The 17,635-nt window shown below is 59.2% G+C and carries 12 protein-coding genes; 10 read left to right on the forward strand and 2 right to left on the reverse strand.

Translation table 11 applies throughout. The features are described from left to right. Positions 1–28: 28 nt before the first annotated feature. Positions 29–2,584 (reverse strand): TonB-dependent receptor, encoded by a 2,556-nt coding sequence (locus tag IU367_RS04235; protein WP_274453516.1) that lies wholly within the window; start codon positions 2,582–2,584, stop codon positions 29–31. Positions 2,585–3,317: 733 nt separating this feature from the next. On the opposite strand from IU367_RS04235, the gene IU367_RS04240 reads away from it, so the two are divergent. The 5 genes from IU367_RS04240 (at position 3,318) to IU367_RS04260 (ending at position 9,579) form a co-directional block, all read left to right on the forward strand. After that, entirely contained in the window at positions 3,318–4,343 is a 1,026-nt protein-coding gene (locus tag IU367_RS04240; protein ID WP_337999332.1) for an ABC transporter permease subunit, read from the forward strand. A gap of 210 nt (positions 4,344–4,553) precedes the next feature. After that, positions 4,554–5,597 (forward strand): ABC transporter permease, encoded by a 1,044-nt coding sequence (locus IU367_RS04245; protein WP_172955286.1) that lies wholly within the window; start codon positions 4,554–4,556, stop codon positions 5,595–5,597. An 82-nt stretch (positions 5,598–5,679) separates the two neighbouring features. Then, positions 5,680–7,497: an extracellular solute-binding protein gene (locus IU367_RS04250; RefSeq protein WP_098982600.1), complete on the forward strand. Its 1,818-nt coding sequence runs from the start codon at positions 5,680–5,682 to the stop codon at positions 7,495–7,497. A 25-nt stretch (positions 7,498–7,522) separates the two neighbouring features. Then, on the forward strand, positions 7,523–8,581 hold the full coding sequence (locus IU367_RS04255; protein ID WP_098982603.1) for an ABC transporter ATP-binding protein: 1,059 nt from the start codon (positions 7,523–7,525) through the stop codon (positions 8,579–8,581). After that, positions 8,578–9,579: an ABC transporter ATP-binding protein gene (locus IU367_RS04260; protein WP_098982605.1), complete on the forward strand. Its 1,002-nt coding sequence runs from the start codon at positions 8,578–8,580 to the stop codon at positions 9,577–9,579. The genes IU367_RS04255 and IU367_RS04260 overlap by 4 nt, the downstream gene beginning before the upstream one ends. Before the next feature lie 674 nt (positions 9,580–10,253). Here the strand turns inward: IU367_RS04260 and IU367_RS04265 are convergent. Next, positions 10,254–11,705, reverse strand: coding sequence for an aminoacyl-histidine dipeptidase (locus IU367_RS04265; RefSeq protein ID WP_274453518.1), 1,452 nt, complete (start codon positions 11,703–11,705; stop codon positions 10,254–10,256). Between the two features lie 928 nt (positions 11,706–12,633). Here IU367_RS04265 and gpt point away from each other — a divergent pair. The 5 genes from gpt to IU367_RS04290 all read left to right on the forward strand — a co-directional run bounded on the left by gpt (position 12,634) and on the right by IU367_RS04290 (position 17,535). Then, positions 12,634–13,101 carry a xanthine phosphoribosyltransferase gene (gene gpt, locus IU367_RS04270; RefSeq protein ID WP_042866764.1) on the forward strand — a complete coding sequence of 156 codons (468 nt, stop codon included), beginning with the start codon at positions 12,634–12,636 and terminating at the stop codon, positions 13,099–13,101. Between the two features lie 119 nt (positions 13,102–13,220). Then, positions 13,221–14,489, forward strand: a complete 1,269-nt coding sequence (frsA, locus tag IU367_RS04275; RefSeq protein WP_043138123.1) for an esterase FrsA — start codon at positions 13,221–13,223, stop codon at positions 14,487–14,489. Between the two features lie 62 nt (positions 14,490–14,551). Further along, complete coding sequence (crl, locus tag IU367_RS04280; protein WP_043138124.1) at positions 14,552–14,944, forward strand: sigma factor-binding protein Crl; 393 nt, start codon at positions 14,552–14,554, stop codon at positions 14,942–14,944. Between the two features lie 207 nt (positions 14,945–15,151). After that, positions 15,152–16,255: a glutamate 5-kinase gene (proB, locus tag IU367_RS04285; protein WP_043138127.1), complete on the forward strand. Its 1,104-nt coding sequence runs from the start codon at positions 15,152–15,154 to the stop codon at positions 16,253–16,255. 26 nt (positions 16,256–16,281) lie between these two features. Continuing rightward, entirely contained in the window at positions 16,282–17,535 is a 1,254-nt protein-coding gene (locus IU367_RS04290) for a glutamate-5-semialdehyde dehydrogenase (protein ID WP_274453519.1), read from the forward strand. The last annotated feature ends 100 nt before the right edge of the window (positions 17,536–17,635 follow it).

Genomic DNA, 17,635 nt, shown 5'->3' on the forward strand with positions numbered 1-17,635 from the left:
GGCTTGGGTTGTATATCAACGAGGTTGATTAGAACTTCTGGGTGTAGTCGAGGTAGACGATGCGCCCATCGATGCTGTAGAGCTCTTCTTCGTAGGTGAAGCCGTCACTGGAGAGCGAGGGGCCTACGTTGAACATGTTCTTCACACCGGCTTGCAGCTTGCCGTTCCAGGGGGTGTCCACACCGACGTTCAGGTTCCAGGTGGTCTGGGAGGCGATATGGCCCTCTTGCTGACCATCCACGTAGTCCTGGCTCTGGGAGTCGATGTAGCTGGCACTCAGGTAGGCGTCCATGTTCCACCACTGGGGTACATTGGCACCGATACCTGAATTGAAGCGCAGGTCAGGCTTGGCGTTCCAGCCCTTCTTGTCGACCATGGGACCACCGGCGAACAGACCCTCTTCATATTTCAGAATGTAGGTGCTGCCGAAGTCGTAGCGCACTGTCACGACGTCGAAGTCGTACTTGTAGTCCGCCTTGAAATCCAGACCGCTGGTCTTGAGTTGCCCCAGGTTGACCATGCCGGCATAGACCTGCTCGACATCGCCGTTGGCATCGCGAATGACGTTCGGGTTGCTGCCGGTATTAAGCTCCTGATAGAACTGGGTCTGGGTGGTTGCCAGCTGGATCACGTCATCGATCTTGATGTAGTAGTAATCCAGCGAGAGGTTGAGATCGTCGATCGGGCTATACGCCGTACCTATGCCGAAGGTGTCAGCCGTCTCTTCCTTCAGGTTCTTGTTGGACTGACGAACCGTGGTGTACTGCTCTTCCGGGCAATTGGCCACGCCGTTTGCCTGGCAGGAGACATAGTCCTTGGCAAAGTCGGCGGAGTCTGCGTCGGCCGCGTACAGGTCTTCCAGACCCGGAGCACGGAAGGATTGTGACCAGGAGGTACGGAACAGCAGGTTGTCCAGCGGCTGATAGCGCAGGCTCGCCTTGGGTGAGAAGGCACTGCCAAAATCGCTGTACTTGTCGAAACGCCCGGCCAGGTTCAGTTCAACCTGCTCGGTGATGGGGATCAGGCTCTCGATGTAGGCGGCGAAGACGTCGCGTACGCCACCACCCGAGTTACCGGAGGAACCGATGACGTTGCCTGCCGCTGACTGGCTGTCATAGGTGTCGGAGTAGACCCAGTCGTTGTACTCAGCCCCCAGGTACCAGCCGATTGGGCCGGCCGGCAGTTCACCCATGCTCCAGCCCAGACCGCCGTACCACTGGAAGAAGTCCATCTTGGAGGTGCGGCTGGTGTCGTAGGAGAGGCTGTCGGTGGCGGCACTGGAGAACTCGCCGTTCTTGAAGTTACCGCTGTCGACCTCCTGCTGGACCGCCGGGTTCAGTACATAGCCGGTGCCGCGGCTCTTGTTGTCGGTCTTGGAATACATGTAACCCGCATTCCACTCCACATCACCCACCGCTTCGGTCGGCAGCGTGCCTTCGAAGCCCAGGTTCATGCTGCCGGTCAGGTCGGTGACGTCATTGTCACGGGGACCGACGTTGCTGAAGCGGTAGTAAACGGTGGCCTTCTCGCCGATGAAGCCGTTGTCGGCCAGCAGCTGGGCGCCGCCCGGAGTGGTGCCGTCGATGGAGAAGGGACCGGCTGCCGGAGCGAAGCGGCCAAAGCTGGTGACCCGCGAGCCGATCAGCTGGGGGACGAAGTCGACGCTGTCATTGATGTGATAGCGGCCATTTACATAGACAGTATCCCGGGTGCGGGAGGCTGTCTTGGCGGCGACCTGGGCAAAGTCGAAGCGACAGGCGGTACCGACCGGCACGAAGCCGGGGCCGGTATTGGCACAGTCGATGCCATCCAGGGTACGGGTAACCGTCTTGCCGGTGGCGGCATCGATGCCCTTGATGTTGCGGCCATACAGGCTGGGTGCAGAGGCACCTTCACGGGCCAGATAGTCGCGATCCTTGTAGTAGATCTCGTCCTTGACGTCGTGCTCGTACACCATCATCAGGGCGCCTTTCTCCCCTGTGATGCCGCTGACGATGGAGCCACTCTTCTCGTCGCCGCCCTCTTCGGTGGGAGAGCCGATGCGACCCTGGAATTCCAGCCCTTCATAATCCTGTTTCAGGATGACGTTGATGACACCACCGATGGCGTCGGAACCATACAGTGCCGAGCCGCCATCCAGGTTCACTTCCACCCGTTCAACGGCTGCCATGGGAATGGAGTTCAGGTTGATGGAGCTGCCCCCCATGGAAGGGGAGCCGGCGACCCGCTTGCCATTGAGCAGCACCAGGGTGCGCTCGGAGCCGAGACCACGCAAGCTAACGGTGGCCTGGGATTGAGCAGAGCTGCCGGAGGAGGGGGAGATGCTGCCGAAGGAGTTGTAAGAGGCCTGCTTCAGGTAGTCGGCCACTGTCTGCTGACCGGATTGTTCGATCTTGGCCTTGGTGATGGCGACGACCGGGGTGGCACCTTCCACCTCGACACGGGAGATGCGGGAGCCGGTAACCTTGATTTTCTGCAGTTTTTCGACGTTTTGGCTTTCTTCGGCCATGGCGGGGGTAACTACCACTGCCGCGCTCGCCAAGGCAAACGCAACGGCAGCAGAGAGTCTGCTTTTCCTAAGCATCGCTATATCCTTCCTGGTTGTTTTTTTGTTTGCTTCCATACCGCCCTCGTTGGAGCGATGCGTAAGGCTTATCAAGCTTTCGATGTGGACGTCAATTGAGGCGGTATGGATGGGGTAGGGGTGGGCAATAAGATGACTATGTTTTATTAGTTCGCCATTGCCAGTTTTTAATTCTGACTTGGCATTCATTTACGATGTGAAATCGGTGTTAAATCGATGTGTTTCCATTTTATTGATTAATTTTGAACTTATCGATAAGGGATCTGTCCCCTTGATATTTATCTTGTAAAAGGCTGCTTATATAGAATTATTAGCTGTTTTTGTGGTGTGTTGTGTTTCTGTTCAGACTTGGTGTTTGGCGAAATTAAAACTTGTGTATATAGATAGGGTAAATTAATGAGTTTTCATTTAATGCCATGTTTAATAAAGCATTTTTGTTTTTGTGGTTGTTTTTTATTATTTTAATTTAAAATTTAAACGATGGTTGAATTGCTCTGTGAGTAGTTTTTTATCTTGAAGTTGGGGTTTTCATAAAAAACTCACAGTAAATTCTGCTATTTGCCAAAGGCAGATGCTGCCCTCTTCGTTCTACTTGATTTTTGTTGCAGAGCTTTTACAGTGACCCAGCGGATTGTCTGCCAATAACAGCCTATCCAGTGAGTAATGCCAGGAAGGAGAGGCCCGTCACCGGATGTGACTGGCCATAAAAGAACAACAAGGACGAGGTTTCACCATGCTGTCGTATTTCTTACGTCGGATGCTTTTGATCATCCCGACGTTTCTCGGTATCACCCTGCTCGTCTTCACCATCACCCGTTTCGTGCCGGGCGGCCCGGTCGAACGCATGTTGCTGCAGGCGCAGGTGTCACAAAACGAGACCGGACGCTCCAGTGGCAGCAAGGGGGCACAGGCACTCTCCGATGAGCAGATCGAGGAGCTCAAGGCCTTTTACGGCCTCGACAAGCCCATGCTGGTCGCCTATTGGGAGTGGCTGCAGAAGCTGGCCGTGCTGGATCTCGGCGAATCGACCCGCTATTACGAGCCGGTGTGGGGCCTCATCAAGGAGAGGTTGCCGGTGACCGCCTTCTTCGGGCTGGCCACCTTTCTGCTGAGCTACGCGGTATCCATACCACTCGGGGTAGCCAAGGCCCTCAGGCACAACAGCCGCTTCGATTCGCTCAGCTCCATGCTCATCTACATGGCCTATGCGCTACCCGCTTACGTGGTGGGGATCTTCCTCATCACAGTCTTCGCCTTCCATCTGGAGTGGCTGCCCATGGGCGGTTTTCCGGGGGACGATTTCGATTCCATGGAGAGCAGTTGGGACCAGATCCGCACCGTCTTCGCCCATGCCCTGCTGCCGCTCATCGCCTACGCCATCGGGGATTTTGCCATCCTCACCATGACCATGAAGAACAGCCTGATGGAGAACCTGTCGGCGGATTACGTGCGTACCGCCGTGGCCAAGGGGCTGCCGTTTCGCAAGGCGGTGACCGATCATGCCATGCGCAACAGCCTGATCCCCATCGCCAGTCACCTGGGGTCCGTGCTCACCGTCTTCTTCGGCGGCTCCTTCCTCATCGAGACCATCTTCAACATCGACGGTATAGGCCTGCTCGGCTACGAGGCGATCGTCGAGCGAGATTACCCCACCGTCATGGGCATACTGGCCATCACCTCCATGTTGATGCTGGTGGGCAATATCGTTTCCGATATCTGCGTTGCTCTGGTCGATCCGCGCGTACGGTTTGGAGAGTGAGCATGAACCCTATCTCTCTTGTCATGCCGATGCTGATATCACGCCATATCGTCTCCGATATCTGCGTTGCACCTTCTGTTGACCCCCGCGTACGGTTTGGAGAGTGAGCATGAACCCTATCTCTCTTGTCATGCCGATGTTGATATCACGCCATATCGTCTCCGATATCTGCGTTGCACCTTCTGTTGACCCCCGCGTACGGTTTGGAGAGTGAACATGAACCCGGTCACCTTAAAAAAACTCAAGCGTTTCAAGTCGATAAAACGCGGCTACTACTCCTTTGTCATCTTTACCACCCTGGTGCTGCTCTCCCTGCTGGCGGAGCTGCTGGTCAACAGCCGGGCGCTGATGGTGAGCTATCAGGGCCAGCTCCACTTCCCCACCTATGGCGACGTGATCCCGGGCCAGCACTTCGGGCTCGATTACGAGTACGAGACCAACTACCGCCAGCTGAAGGCCAAATTCGCAGAGGAAGGCAAGGGCGACTGGGTGCTGCTGCCCCCTGTGCCCTGGAACCCCTATGAGCAGGATTTCAAGCAGGATGCCTATCCGCCCTACGCCCCCAGCGCCGAGGAGCGCCACTTCCTCGGCACCGACACCAGCGGCCGTGACGTGCTGGCGCGGCTGGTGTATGGCTTTCGCATTGCCATCGGCTTTGCCTTTATCGCGTTGGCGGCCAGCTATGCCATCGGGGTCAGCATAGGCTGCATGATGGGTTTTCTCGGCGGGCGGTTTGACCTCATCCTGCAACGCTTTATCGAGATCTGGTCCCAGGTGCCGTTTCTCTACGTCATCATGATCCTGGTGTCGCTGGCCAAGCCGAACTTCGGCCTGTTTGTTGGCATCAACGTGCTGTTCGGCTGGATGGGGATCACCTGGTACATGCGCACCCTCACCTACAAGGAGCGGGCGCGGGACTATGTGATGGCGGCGCGGGCGCAAGGGGCGAGCACCAAACGGATCATCTTCAACCACATACTGCCCAATACCCTGATGATGATAGTCACCCTGGCACCGTTCGCCGTGGTGGGCAATATCTCGACCCTGACGGCGCTGGACTATCTGGGCTTCGGGCTGGCACCACCGACTCCGAGCTGGGGCGAGCTGCTCTCCCAGGGCATCAACAACCTGGATGCCATCTGGATCGTCAGCTCGGTCGTCGCGGCGGTGAGTCTGGTGCTGATCATGGTCTCCTTCATCGGCGAGGCGATCCGCGAGGCGTTCGACCCGCGCAAATTTACCCGTTATCAGTGACACGCGGCATGCTTCATCGCCGTGTGTATCCAACCCTTAATTGAGAAGCCCCCAGTGCAGGGGCCAGACCTGGAAGTCAAACATGAAAAATAAAATCAAATGGATAGGTGCTCTCTTTGTGCTGGTGAACGGATCCTGGGTGTGGGCGGCCAGCCTGCCTGCGGATCTCAAATGGGAGACCAACGACACGGATCCTGTGTTCGCCTCCCCCAAGGCGCTGCCGGGCGGCAGCCTCAACATGTTTGTCGACAGCTTTCCGCTGACGTTCCGCACCGTGGGGCCCGACTCCAACGGTGCATTCCGCTCCTTTATTCAGGACAACCAGTTGCGGCTCATCAGCTTCCACCCCAATACCGGCAACCCCATACCCTCGCTGGCCACCCACTGGGCCATAGCGCCAGACAATCAGACCGTCTACTTCAAGCTGGATCCGCGGGCCAAATGGTCCGACGGCAAGCCGGTCAATGCCGACGACTACACCTTCGGCTACGAGATGATGCGCTCAAAAGAAATCCGCGCCCCTTGGTACAACAACTACTACACCACCGAAGTGGTGGCGGTAGAGAAGATCGATGACCACACCATTCTGGTCAAAACGGGCAACCGCAAGGCCAAGCTGGATCTGCTCAACACCACAGAGCTGTACCCTCAGCCCAGGCACTACTACAAGCTGACCCCCAACTGGGTGAAGCAGTACAACTGGGCTATAGCACCCACCACTGGCCCCTATGTGATCAGCGACGTCAAGAAGGGCAAGTCGGTCACCTTCAGCAAGCAGCAGGGTTGGTGGGCAAAGGACGATCGCTACAACCAGCACAGATTCAACCTCGACACCATCAAGGTGCAGGTGATCCGCGACCACAACATCGCCTTCCGTCACTTCCTGAAAGGGGAGCTGGATACCTTCGAGATGATACTGCCCAACTGGTGGCATGAAAAAGCGGTCACCCCGGAGTACAAGAAGGGGTACGTGCAGAAGGTGATGGCCATGACAGACACCAAGCAGGGCGGTCAGGGGCTGCACCTCAATGTGGCCAATCCCAAGCTGGCTGACCTCAACGTGCGGCTCGGCATCCAGCAAGCCTTCAACATCGACAAGATGATCGAAACCGTGCTGCGTGGCGACTATGACAGAGCCACCACCTTCGGCTCGGGTTTTGGCGAGTTCACCGACATCCAGCTGCCGGAGCGGGCCTATGACATCGGCAAGGCGCGGGAGTACTTTGCCAAGGGCGGCTACGCCAAGCCGGGGCCGGACGGCATTTTGCAAAATGACAAGGGCGAGCGACTGACGCTGGCGCTCACCTATACCAGTCAGGAGCACTCCAAGCGACTGACAGTGCTAAAAGAAGAGGCCAAGAAAGCGGGTCTGGATCTGGAGCTCAATCTGGTGGATGGCGCCACCGGCTTCAAGGTGATGCTGGAGAAGAAACACGAGGCGGCCTGGATGGGCTGGGCTGGCGGTGGTCTCTACCCACAGTATTGGGAGTCGTTCCACTCCGCCAACGCCAACAAGCCGCAGACCAACAACCTGTTCAACGTGGCGGACAAGGAGCTGGACGCGCTGATCGACGCCTACAACGTCGAATTCGACATGGACACGCGGGCCAAACTCTCACAACAGATCCAGCAGCGGATCTATGATCTCGCCATCTTCGTGCCCGGGGTGCAGCTCAACTATGTGCGGGCCAGCAGCTGGCGCCATGTGATGCTGCCCGAGGTGCCCGCCACCAAGAACACGCCGGATCTGCTCTACTGGCCCATGGATGGCTATCCCCACAGTAGCGGCGGTCTGCTCTGGCTCGATCCCAAGGTGAAGGAAGCGACCTTGAAAGCCAAGGACGCGGACGAGGCGCTGGCGCCCATCACCCTGCTCGACAAGACCTATGCACATCATTGATGCCATTGAGCAGGGAGCAGCAGTCATGTCCAACACACAGGCCCCCATCCTCGACGTACCGGATAACGGGGTGAAGTTCACCGCTGATAATGGCCAGAACCAGGCCCCCATTCTTGAGGTAAGCGATCTCGAGGTGGAGTTTTCCGTCGACGACGGCAAGATCAAGGTGCTCGACGGGGTCAGCTTCAAGGTGGCCCCGGGCCAGACCTTAGGTATCGTCGGTGAGTCCGGCTGTGGCAAGAGCGTCACCTCGCTCGCCATCATGGGGCTGCTGCCCAAGCCCCACGGTCAGGTGGTGGCTGGCTCCATCCGCTTTCAGGGAGAGGATCTGCTCACCCTGGCGCCGGATCAGATGTACAAGGTGCGCGGCAACCGCATCTCCATGATCTTTCAGGAGCCGATGACGGCGCTCAACCCGGTGCAGACGGTGGGCGATCAGCTGATGGAGGTGTTCGGCCTGCACAGACCCGATTACAACCGGGCCCAGCGCAAAGCCGCGGCCATCGCCATGCTGCAGAAGGTGGGGATCCCGGAGCCGGCCCAGCGCTTTGCCGTCTATCCTCACAACCTCTCCGGCGGCATGCGCCAGCGGGTGATGATCGCCATGGCGCTCTCCTGCGAGCCGGATTTGCTCATCTGCGACGAGCCGACCACGGCGCTGGATGTCACCATTCAGGCTCAGATCCTGGAGCTGATGAAGGAGCTGCAGGCCCAGACCGGCATGGCCATCATCTTCATCACCCACGATCTCGGTGTGGTGGCCGAGCTGTGCGACGAGGTGGTGGTGATGTATGCCGGTCGCGCGGTGGAGCAGGCGGATGTCTATGAGCTGTTTGACCACCCGCGCCATCCCTATACTCATGGCTTGATGAGCTCGATCCCGCGACTGGAAGATGTCCCCAAGAGCCTGCTCAAGACCATCAAGGGTCAGGTGCCCGCTCTGCATGAGATGCCAGCGGGTTGCCGCTTCTCCAATCGCTGCCCCCACGCCACCGACCTCTGCATAAGAGTCATTCCGGCGACCGAGCAGCTCGGTGCCCGGCATGGGGTGGCCTGCCATCACTGGAAGGAGTTGACGATATGACGGCGTTGTTGTCCGTGCGGGATTTGAAACAGCACTTCCAGCTTGGCGGTGGTTTCCTGCGCAAGAAGTATCGTGTCTATGCGGTGGATGGCATCACTTTCGACCTCAAACAGGGGGAGACGCTGGGGCTGGTGGGGGAGTCAGGTTGTGGCAAGTCCACCCTGGGCCGTACCCTGCTCAAGCTGTTCGAGCCGACCGCAGGCCAGATAAGCTTCGAGGGGCGGGACATCACCCATCTCTCGCCCCGGGAGATGCGCTCTCTGCGCCAGGAGATGCAGATAGTGTTTCAGGATCCTGCAGAATCCCTCAACAGCCGCCACACGGTCGGCCAGATCCTGGAGGAGCCCTTCATCATCCACGGCAAGGGCAACACTGAGCAGCGGCGAGCCTGGGTGCTGGAGCTGCTGGACAAGGTGGGCCTGCCGAAGAGTGCGGTGGATCGCTACCCCCATGAATTTTCCGGCGGTCAGCGTCAGCGTATCGGTATCGCCCGGGCCATCGCCCTCAAGCCCAAGCTGCTGGTGTGCGACGAAGCTGTGTCGGCCCTCGATGTCTCGGTGCAGTCCCAGATTATCAACCTGCTGCTCAGCCTGCAGCGGGAGATGAACCTGGCCATCATCTTCATCGCCCACGACCTGTCGGTGGTGAAACACATCTCGGATCGCATTGCTGTGATGTATCTGGGACGGATCGTCGAGCTGGCGGAGGCTCAATCGCTCTATCTGGCGCCACGCCACCCCTATACCCAGGCACTCATCTCGGCCATTCCTGTGCCGGATCCGCGCCGTCGCAACCAGCGCATACTGCTGACGGGCGATGTGCCGTCCCCCATCTCGCCGCCGAGCGGCTGCCACTTTCACCAGCGTTGCCCCTATGCCACGGATCTGTGCCGTCATACTGCGCCGAGCCTGCATATCTGTGACGGGGCGGCTCATCAGGTGGCCTGCCACTTCCCCCTGGCGGAGGCGGAGGCTGTGCCTCTGGGAAAGGCGATATGATGCCGGTGTCCGCATCGCAACAGAGTGGCACGGGAGACAAGCAGTAAAAAAATGGGGCCTGTGGGCCCCATCTTCATGGTTGGAGTTCAGGTTTGGCCGTGGAACATCTGGCCAGGGCAGGACAGCGGCCCCGAGAGGGGATGGCTGTTGCAATGATTATGATGTGTGTAATTTTACTACGTTAGATCTCTTTCTCCGATGCATCAGGCACCGTAACGGAAGTAATACTCACGGGTTGACGGGGCGTAGGTGTCTTTCTCTACGGCGCCTTTCTTGCTGGTTGCACCCTTAAGGTGGAACAGTACTGCCAGGTTCTCAAACATATATTCACCTCATCGCTCTGTTATCTAGTTGTAGTGTGTGACCTGTGTCACAATTTGATCCTATGGCCTTATGTGAGCTGGATCAACTTTTTGTGTGGTAAATTTACATAAATCATGGAAAGGGTTTTCAAACCCAGTTCTGTTCATGGAGACGGTTTCAGAGCCACTCAGGGCACAATGGCGAGCCGGAAGTGAGTCCTGATGGGCAGATGAAAGGCCAGGGTATTGAAAGGAAGGCGACCCTCAGGAGCCAGGCGTGCATGGCGGTGGCGGCCACATGCGTGCAAAAAAATACCCCGCACTTGGCGGGGTATGCATCAGGTCGACTGCAAGTACAGAGGAATCGGCACCTTATTTGGCCGGGATCTGCTCCAGCACGTGCACCAGCAGTTGCCAGAAGCGCTCGACCGCCGGGATGTGTACCTTCTCGTCTGGCGAGTGGGCACCGCGTATGGTCGGGCCGAAGGAGACCATGTCCCAGTCCGGATAGGCGCTCTTGAACAGGCCGCACTCCAGGCCTGCGTGGATCACCATGACGTTGGGCATCTCGCCGAACAGGGTCTGGTAGCTGTTGCGTACCAGCGCCATCACGGGGGAGTCCACGTCCGGTGCCCAGCCAGGATAGGCGCCGGTAAATTCGCAGCTGGCACCGGCCAGATTGAACAGGGAGCGGGTCATCTGCTCGACGCTCTCGCGACCGGAGTCGATGAGGGAGCGGATCAGGCACTGCACATACACCTCGCCGTCGAGCGTCTTGATGACGCCGAGGTTGGTGGAGGTCTCGGTGACGCCAGGAATGGCATCGCTCATGCGCATCACGCCGTTCGGGCAGGCCATCAGGGAGTCCAGCAGGCGTGTCTGCAGGGTTTCGCTCATCAGCTTGGCCGGTTTCTCCTGAGCGGTGAGCAGCACTGTCAGGTTGGCTTCGGTGGCTGCCAGCTCGCTCTGGTAGATGCCGGCATAGCGGTCGACCAGGGCCTTGAATTCATTGACGTGGGCAGCGGGCACCAGCAGCTTGGCACGGGCTTCGCGCGGGATGGCGTTGCGCAGGGTGCCGCCGTGGATTTCGGCCAGACGCAGGCCCAGCGGCTCGGCCGCTTTCAGCAGGCGCACCAGCAGCTTGTTGGCGTTGCCACGACCGCGGTGGATATCGACGCCGGAGTGACCGCCACGCAGCCCCTTCACCTGCAGCTCGAACCCTTCGCCCTCGGTGGCGGCGACCTGCTCCAGCGGGAAGCGGATATTGGCATCCACCCCGCCGGCGCAGCCCATGTAGACCTCGCCATCCTCTTCGGAGTCGGTGTTGAGCAGGATCTCGCCTTCCAGCCAACCCGCTTCCAGCCCGAACGCGCCCGTCATGCCGGTCTCTTCGTCCGTGGTCAGCAGCACTTCCAGCGGACCGTGCTTGAGGTTTTTGTCGGCCAGCACGGCCAGGCAGCCGGCCATGCCCATGCCGTTGTCGGCGCCCAGGGTGGTGCCGCGGGCAGTCACCCAGTCACCGTCTATATAGGCATCGATGGGATCCTGGGTGAAGTCATGCTGGGTGTCGGCGTTGGCCTGGGGCACCATGTCGATATGGGCCTGCAGTACCACACCCTTGCGGTTTTCCATCCCCGGCGTGGCCGGTTTCTTGATGATGATGTTGCCGACGGCGTCTTGCTTGACCGCCAGGCCTTCCCCCTGGGCCCACTCGACTATCCAGGCGCTTAAACGGGCTTCGTGCTTGGAAGGGTGGGGGATGGAGCAGATCTGTTCGAAGAAATGCCAAATCAGTTGGGGAGAGAGAGAACTAAGCTGTGCCACGTCGGGACTCCTTACCAGCACGGAAATTGACCGGGCCCAGAGGGCCGAGGAAGAGGATAACGATAATACAGTCAATCACACAAAAATGTGAGCGATCAGCGCAAATTGCGCGCGGCTTGTGCTGGTAATCGGGTTGTTCGCAGCGTACAGCCGAGGTTGAGGTGACAATGCCCAGCACAAAAGAAATTGTGTGATGTACGTCACAAAAACATTGTGTTTATGGCGCCGGCTGGTAAATTGGTGGCCGTGGTTCGCCACCCGTCAGGATGACGATGAATGCCTCCAGGGAACCGAAGCAAAGCAAGTGCGCCTCCATGGAACCGAGTGTCTGTTCAAGGATCTGAGCCCGCATAAAGGTACGTAACTTGTTAAGCAATCAGGAGTTTTACTATGTCAGGCAGCAATTCAACCTATTGGTTTGCCCAATCGCTCTACACCCAGGGTTATAGCTACCCGAATCCCTTCGCTTACCGCTAAGCAGGGGCGCCCCGCCGGGGACAAGCAGCAAGATGTGAAGCAGCAGGTGAGTGAGGATGTCATCCTCCCCCTGCTATTTTTTTATCTGCAACGGGCGGGAACGGGTGTGGTGAAGCGTGGGCATATGCCTGACGCCGGGCGGGATGGCAGGGGGCCGGGACGCTTTTTCCTGCATTTCGCATACGTTTGCCAGTCAATTTATCCGCAAACGATGCTATCATGCCGGCCCAACAGCCTGTCTGCGGTCTTTCCTCCAAACGACATGGCCGCCAGCTATGCCCATCCTGCTTTCATTGCATCTGTTTTTGCTGCCGAGGTACCAGCCCTGAGGCCGCCAACGTGCAAGCCGAATTCGGGAAGCAGGGGCGCCAGCATTGACTCAGCCGCGCGTGAAAACGCGAGGTGATTATTTTTAAGTAATTGTTTTATATAACTCTTCGAGATCGATAACATGCCAAAAAAATTCTACGTGTCGTGGGATAACCTGCAACGTGAAGCGCGCCGTCTGGCCCGTCGTCAACTGCCTGTCAGCCAGTGGAAAGGGATCATAGCGGTCAGCCGTGGTGGTCTGGTACCGGCCGCGCTGATGGCCCGCGAACTTGGCATCCGTAATGTCGAAACCCTGTGCATCTCCAGCTACGACCACAACAGCCAGCGCGAGCTGGTGGTCGTCAAAGCGGCGACCACGGCCGGTGATGGCGAAGGCTGGCTGGTGGTAGAAGATCTGGTGGACACAGGTACTACCGCCAAGGCGATCCGCGAGCTCTACCCCAAGGCCAAGTTCATCGCCATCTTCGCCAAGCCCATGGGTGAGCAGCTGCTGGATGACTTCGAAGTCGCCATCCCGCAGGACACCTGGATCGAACAGCCCTGGGACATGGCGCTGGAGTTTGCCCAGCCTATCTGCGACGAAGAGTAAGCACTGAATCAGCTTCACAGGGCTCCTATATGGAGCCCTGTTTTTTTGTGGTGCAACTGGCTGCCGGGCGGGAAAAGTGGTTAAGATGGAGCCATTGCCTGACCGTATGAGTAATTACTTTGGACTTGAACGACGACCTTAACCTGACCGAGAAGCTGTTTACCCGGGTCAAGAAGGTGCTGGAGACCTCCGAGATCTCCAACAGCAGCCCGGTGGAAGAGCAAGATGCCAATCTGGACGAGACCTTTATCGATGGCTCCATGTCGTCGCGCTGGTATCGTCTGCTGCGCCGGCCAACCTGGGCCTGGCAGGGGGCGGATCCGGTCGAGGTGGAACAGACGCTGGCCTGCATCGCCATGGGAAAAGGGGAACGCACCCACGAGCGTTACCTGGATACCATCAAGGGCTATGTGTCCGGCAACTGGGTCTATGAGTGGAGCCAGCTGGCCGGCCGTTACTTCAATCAGGGCCGCGCCCTGGTGGAGCAGGGTGACTCGGCGGCAGCCCTGAAGGATCTGCTCAGGGCGGTGCGTTACTACTCCATCGCCAGTTATCCCCATCTGAAGAATGACGAGTTGGCGGATCAGGCCCAGTTGCTCGGCAACATGGCCTACCGCGAGGCGGGCCGCCTGTTCAAGGTGCCCCTCAAAGAGATACAGGTGCCATTTCGTGGCAAGAGCATTCAGGGCTACCTGCATCTGCCGACCACGGACAAACCCGTGCCCCTGGTCATCGTCAGCGGCGGCATCGACTCGTTGCAGGTCGATTTCCTCAACCTCTATCTCAAATGCCTGGAACCCAACGGCATCGGCATGTTGTCGCTGGATATGCCGGGCATCGGCTATGCCGAGCACTGGCCACTGGTGCAAGACACCAGCCGGCTGCATCAGGCCGTGCTGAACCACCTGTCAGAGGTGGCCTGGGTCGATCATCAGCGCATCGCCATGGTGGGTTTTCGTCTGGCGGGCAATGTGGCGGCGCGCCTCGCCTTCATCGAGCCGTTCAAGCTCAGGACAGTGGTCTGCATAGGGGCGGGCGTCAATCAGGTGTTCACCAATCAGGAGATGTTCGCCCGCTGCCCGCGCATGATGCGCGACGGGCTGGCGAATCGTCTGGGGGCCGACGCGGCCCAGTGGGAGTCGCTGCGTACCAAGTGCCAGGTATTTTCCCTCAAGACGCAAGGATTGCTGGGGACTCGCACTCCCGTGCCGATACTAAGTATCGGACACAAGAAAGATTTTATTTGTCCCGAGCAGGATGTACGGGCATTGGCGTCCGCCAGCCGCAATGGCAAGGCGGTGGTGTTCGACAAGCAACCCTTGCTGGAGGTGTATGACGAGGCGTTGAAAGAGATGGTCGACTGGCTTAAAAAGCACCTATGTACATGATATAGCGCTAAAAAAATAACGTCATCCCAGGATGATGTGGCTTGTTCAACAGGGAGGTTAACATGTCAGAAAGAGTGACCTACAAGCGACTGCTGAGGCAGTTTGCCGCGATTGGCCCCTATTTACGTGAAGATCTGTGTGAAGAGGGGCGCTACCGTTTCGACTGTCTCTCCGTCTGCGTCAGCGCCAAACCGGCGCCGGACAAGCGGGAGTTCTGGGGCTGGTGGCTGGTGCTGGAGCAGCAGGATCACAGCTTCAGCTATCACTACCAGGTCGGTTTCTACAATGCGGAAGGGGCCTGGATCAACAAGCCAATCCCGAAGAAGCATCAGGTGGAAGTCGATCGTACCCTCAACCGCTTCTACAAGCTCATCAGTGACAAGCTCACCTCGCTTGAGTGTCGGCTCTCCCCTGCCGAGCAGGTGACCAACGAGCTGACCGTCACCGCCGCCTGATGTACTGATGCCCTGCGAGCCGTCCACTCACTCGCAGGGCCATCTTGTCTCGCTGCCCCCGTTATCCATTTCTCTCTTCAAGCCTGCCGCCTCTCTCCACAAGGCAAGCTTCCCTGGTCCTCGCAGCGCTTGCGGGCTTAATTGCCTTGCAGGGCAACAGGGCCGTGGGTATAAAGGGATTCCTTACTTTTCAGCCTTCTTGCTCCCATGGAAAACAGAACCATAGTCGTCAAACTGGGCACCAGCGTGCTCACCGGGGGATCTTCCCAGCTTAACCGTGCCCACATGGTGGAGCTGGTCAGACAGTGTGCGGCCCTGCACCGTCACGGCCACAGGGTCGTGGTGGTCACCTCGGGGGCCATCGCCGCCGGGCGTGAACATCTGGGTCACCCCCCGCTGGCGCCTACCCTGCCCAACAAGCAGATGCTGGCGGCGGTTGGCCAGACCCAGCTCATTCGGGTATGGCAGGATCTGTTCAACCTCTATGGGCTGCACATCGGCCAGATGTTGCTGACCCGCGCCGATCTGGAAGACAGGGAGCGTTACCTCAATGCCCGCGATACCCTGCGCACCCTGCTCGATCACCGCATCATTCCCGTCATCAACGAGAACGACGCCGTGGCGACCGCCGAGATCAAGGTGGGTGACAACGACAACCTCTCCGCCCGCGCCGCCATTCTGGCCGATGCCGACTTGCTGATCCTGCTGACCGACCAGACCGGCCTGTTCACCGCCGATCCGCGCAGCAATCCGGATGCCCAGCTGATCGAAGAGGTGCAGACCATAGACGATACACTGCGCAAGCTGGCGGGTGGCAGCGTCGGTGGCCTCGGTACCGGTGGCATGGCGACCAAGCTGCAGGCAGCCGACGTGGCGCGCCGGGCCGGGGTCAAGGTGGTGATTGCCACCGGCCAGATGCCGGAGGTGATAGGCCGTCTCGCCAAGGGCGAGCGCATCGGCACCCTGTTCCCGGCGCTGGCCTCGCCGCTGGAAGGGCGCAAGAGCTGGATCCTGGCCGGCCCGCCCCCGCACGGTGAAGTCCAGGTGGATCAGGGCGCCGTGGCCGCCATGCAGGAGAAGGGCTCCAGCCTGCTGCCCAAGGGCATAGTCTCAGTGAAGGGGGATTTCGTGCGCGGCGACGTGGTGCGCATTCTCGATCCCAAGGGGGTCGAGCTGGCCCGCGGCATCTGCCGTTACGACCATCTGGAGCTGGAGAAGCTGCGGGGCGTTCACTCGGATCAGATAGAACAGATATTGGGCTATGGCTATGGTGCCGTGGCCATTCACAGAGATGATATGGTGCTGCTGTAAGGCGGCACCCAGAAAGGGACAAAATCATGAGTCTGGAGAAAATGGGGCAGGCGGCCCGCGAAGCCGCCTATCAGCTGGCGACCATCAGCACGGCGCAGAAAAACCGGGCGCTGGCCGCCATCGCCGATGAGCTGGAGGCGCGCAGCCACCAGATCCTGGCCGCCAACGACAAGGACATAGCGGCTGGCCGTGAGGCCGGACTGTCGGACGCCATGCTGGATCGCTTGCTGCTCAACCCGGCCCGGCTGGCGGGGATAGTGGCGGACGTGCGCAAGGTGATCACCCTGGATGATCCGGTCGGTGCCGAAATCGACAGCCGGGTGCTGGAGAACGGCCTGCGCCTCTCTCGCCGCCGGGTGCCCATCGGTGTCATAGGCGTCATCTACGAGGCGCGCCCCAACGTCACCATCGACATCGCCAGCCTCTGCCTCAAGACGGGCAACGCCAGCATCTTGCGCGGTGGCCGTGAGACCTTCCACTCCAACCTGGAGCTGGTGCGGGTGATCCAGAGCGCGCTGGCCGCCTCCGGCCTGCCACGCGATGCGGTACAGTACATAGACAATCCGGATCGGGCGCTGGTGGGCGAGCTGCTGCGTCTCGATCGCTACGTGGACATGATCATCCCCCGTGGCGGTGCCGGGCTGCACAAGATGTGCAAGGAGAACAGTTCCATCCCCGTCATCATTGGCGGCTTTGGCATCAGCCATGTCTTCGTGGACGAGAGCGCAGATCTGGCGCGCTCGCTGGCGGTCATCGACAACGCCAAGGTGCAGCGCCCCTCCGCCTGCAACGCCCTCGATACCCTGCTGGTGCATGAAAAGGTGGCCGTCGCCCTGCTGCCGCAGCTGGTCAGCCTGATGAACGAGCGCAAGGTGGCCCTGGTGGCCGCCCCCAACGCCATGGCGTTGCTGGCTGGCGCCGACACGCTGCGCGAGGCGGGCCCGGAAGATTTTGATACCGAATGGCTGGGGTTGACTCTGGGAGTCCGGCTGGTGGTGGACGTGAACGAGGCGCTGGCCCACATGCGCGAGCATAACGCCGGCCACTCGGATGCCATCCTCACCAACGATCTGGGCAATGCCGAGCGGTTCGTCAATGGCGCCGGTTCGGCCGCCGTCTACGTCAACGCCTCCACCCGCTTCACCGACGGTGGCCAGTTCGGGCTGGGTGCCGAGGTGGCGGTTTCGACCCAGATGCTGCACGCCCGCGGCCCCATGGGGCTGACCGAGCTGACCAGCTACAAGTGGGTGGGATTGGCGGATTATCTGATCCGTGCCTGAGGACGTTGCCAACGCCTGCTGGAACCATGCCGACTCAGGTCGGCATTTTTATGCTCTTTTCTTGCGCCCCATCAGGGGCTTGCATATAACTATCCAGCAG

Origin of the sequence: Aeromonas bestiarum (assembly GCF_028751155.1) — a bacterium.
In the GTDB taxonomy this organism is placed as follows: Bacteria; Pseudomonadota; Gammaproteobacteria; order Enterobacterales; family Aeromonadaceae; genus Aeromonas; species Aeromonas bestiarum.

Excerpts from the sequence above, each read along its gene's own strand:
- IU367_RS04235 (WP_274453516.1), bottom strand. The coding sequence starts at position 2,584 with ATGCTTAGGAAAAGCAGACTCTCTGCTGCCGTTGCGTTTGCCTTGGCG.
- IU367_RS04240 (WP_337999332.1), top strand. The coding sequence starts at position 3,318 with ATGCTGTCGTATTTCTTACGTCGGATGCTTTTGATCATCCCGACGTTT.
- IU367_RS04250 (WP_098982600.1), top strand. The coding sequence starts at position 5,680 with ATGAAAAATAAAATCAAATGGATAGGTGCTCTCTTTGTGCTGGTGAAC.
- IU367_RS04255 (WP_098982603.1), top strand. The coding sequence starts at position 7,523 with ATGTCCAACACACAGGCCCCCATCCTCGACGTACCGGATAACGGGGTG.
- IU367_RS04260 (WP_098982605.1), top strand. The coding sequence starts at position 8,578 with ATGACGGCGTTGTTGTCCGTGCGGGATTTGAAACAGCACTTCCAGCTT.
- gpt (WP_042866764.1), top strand. The coding sequence starts at position 12,634 with ATGCCAAAAAAATTCTACGTGTCGTGGGATAACCTGCAACGTGAAGCG.
- crl (WP_043138124.1), top strand. The coding sequence starts at position 14,552 with ATGTCAGAAAGAGTGACCTACAAGCGACTGCTGAGGCAGTTTGCCGCG.
- proB (WP_043138127.1), top strand. The coding sequence starts at position 15,152 with ATGGAAAACAGAACCATAGTCGTCAAACTGGGCACCAGCGTGCTCACC.
- IU367_RS04290 (WP_274453519.1), top strand. The coding sequence starts at position 16,282 with ATGAGTCTGGAGAAAATGGGGCAGGCGGCCCGCGAAGCCGCCTATCAG.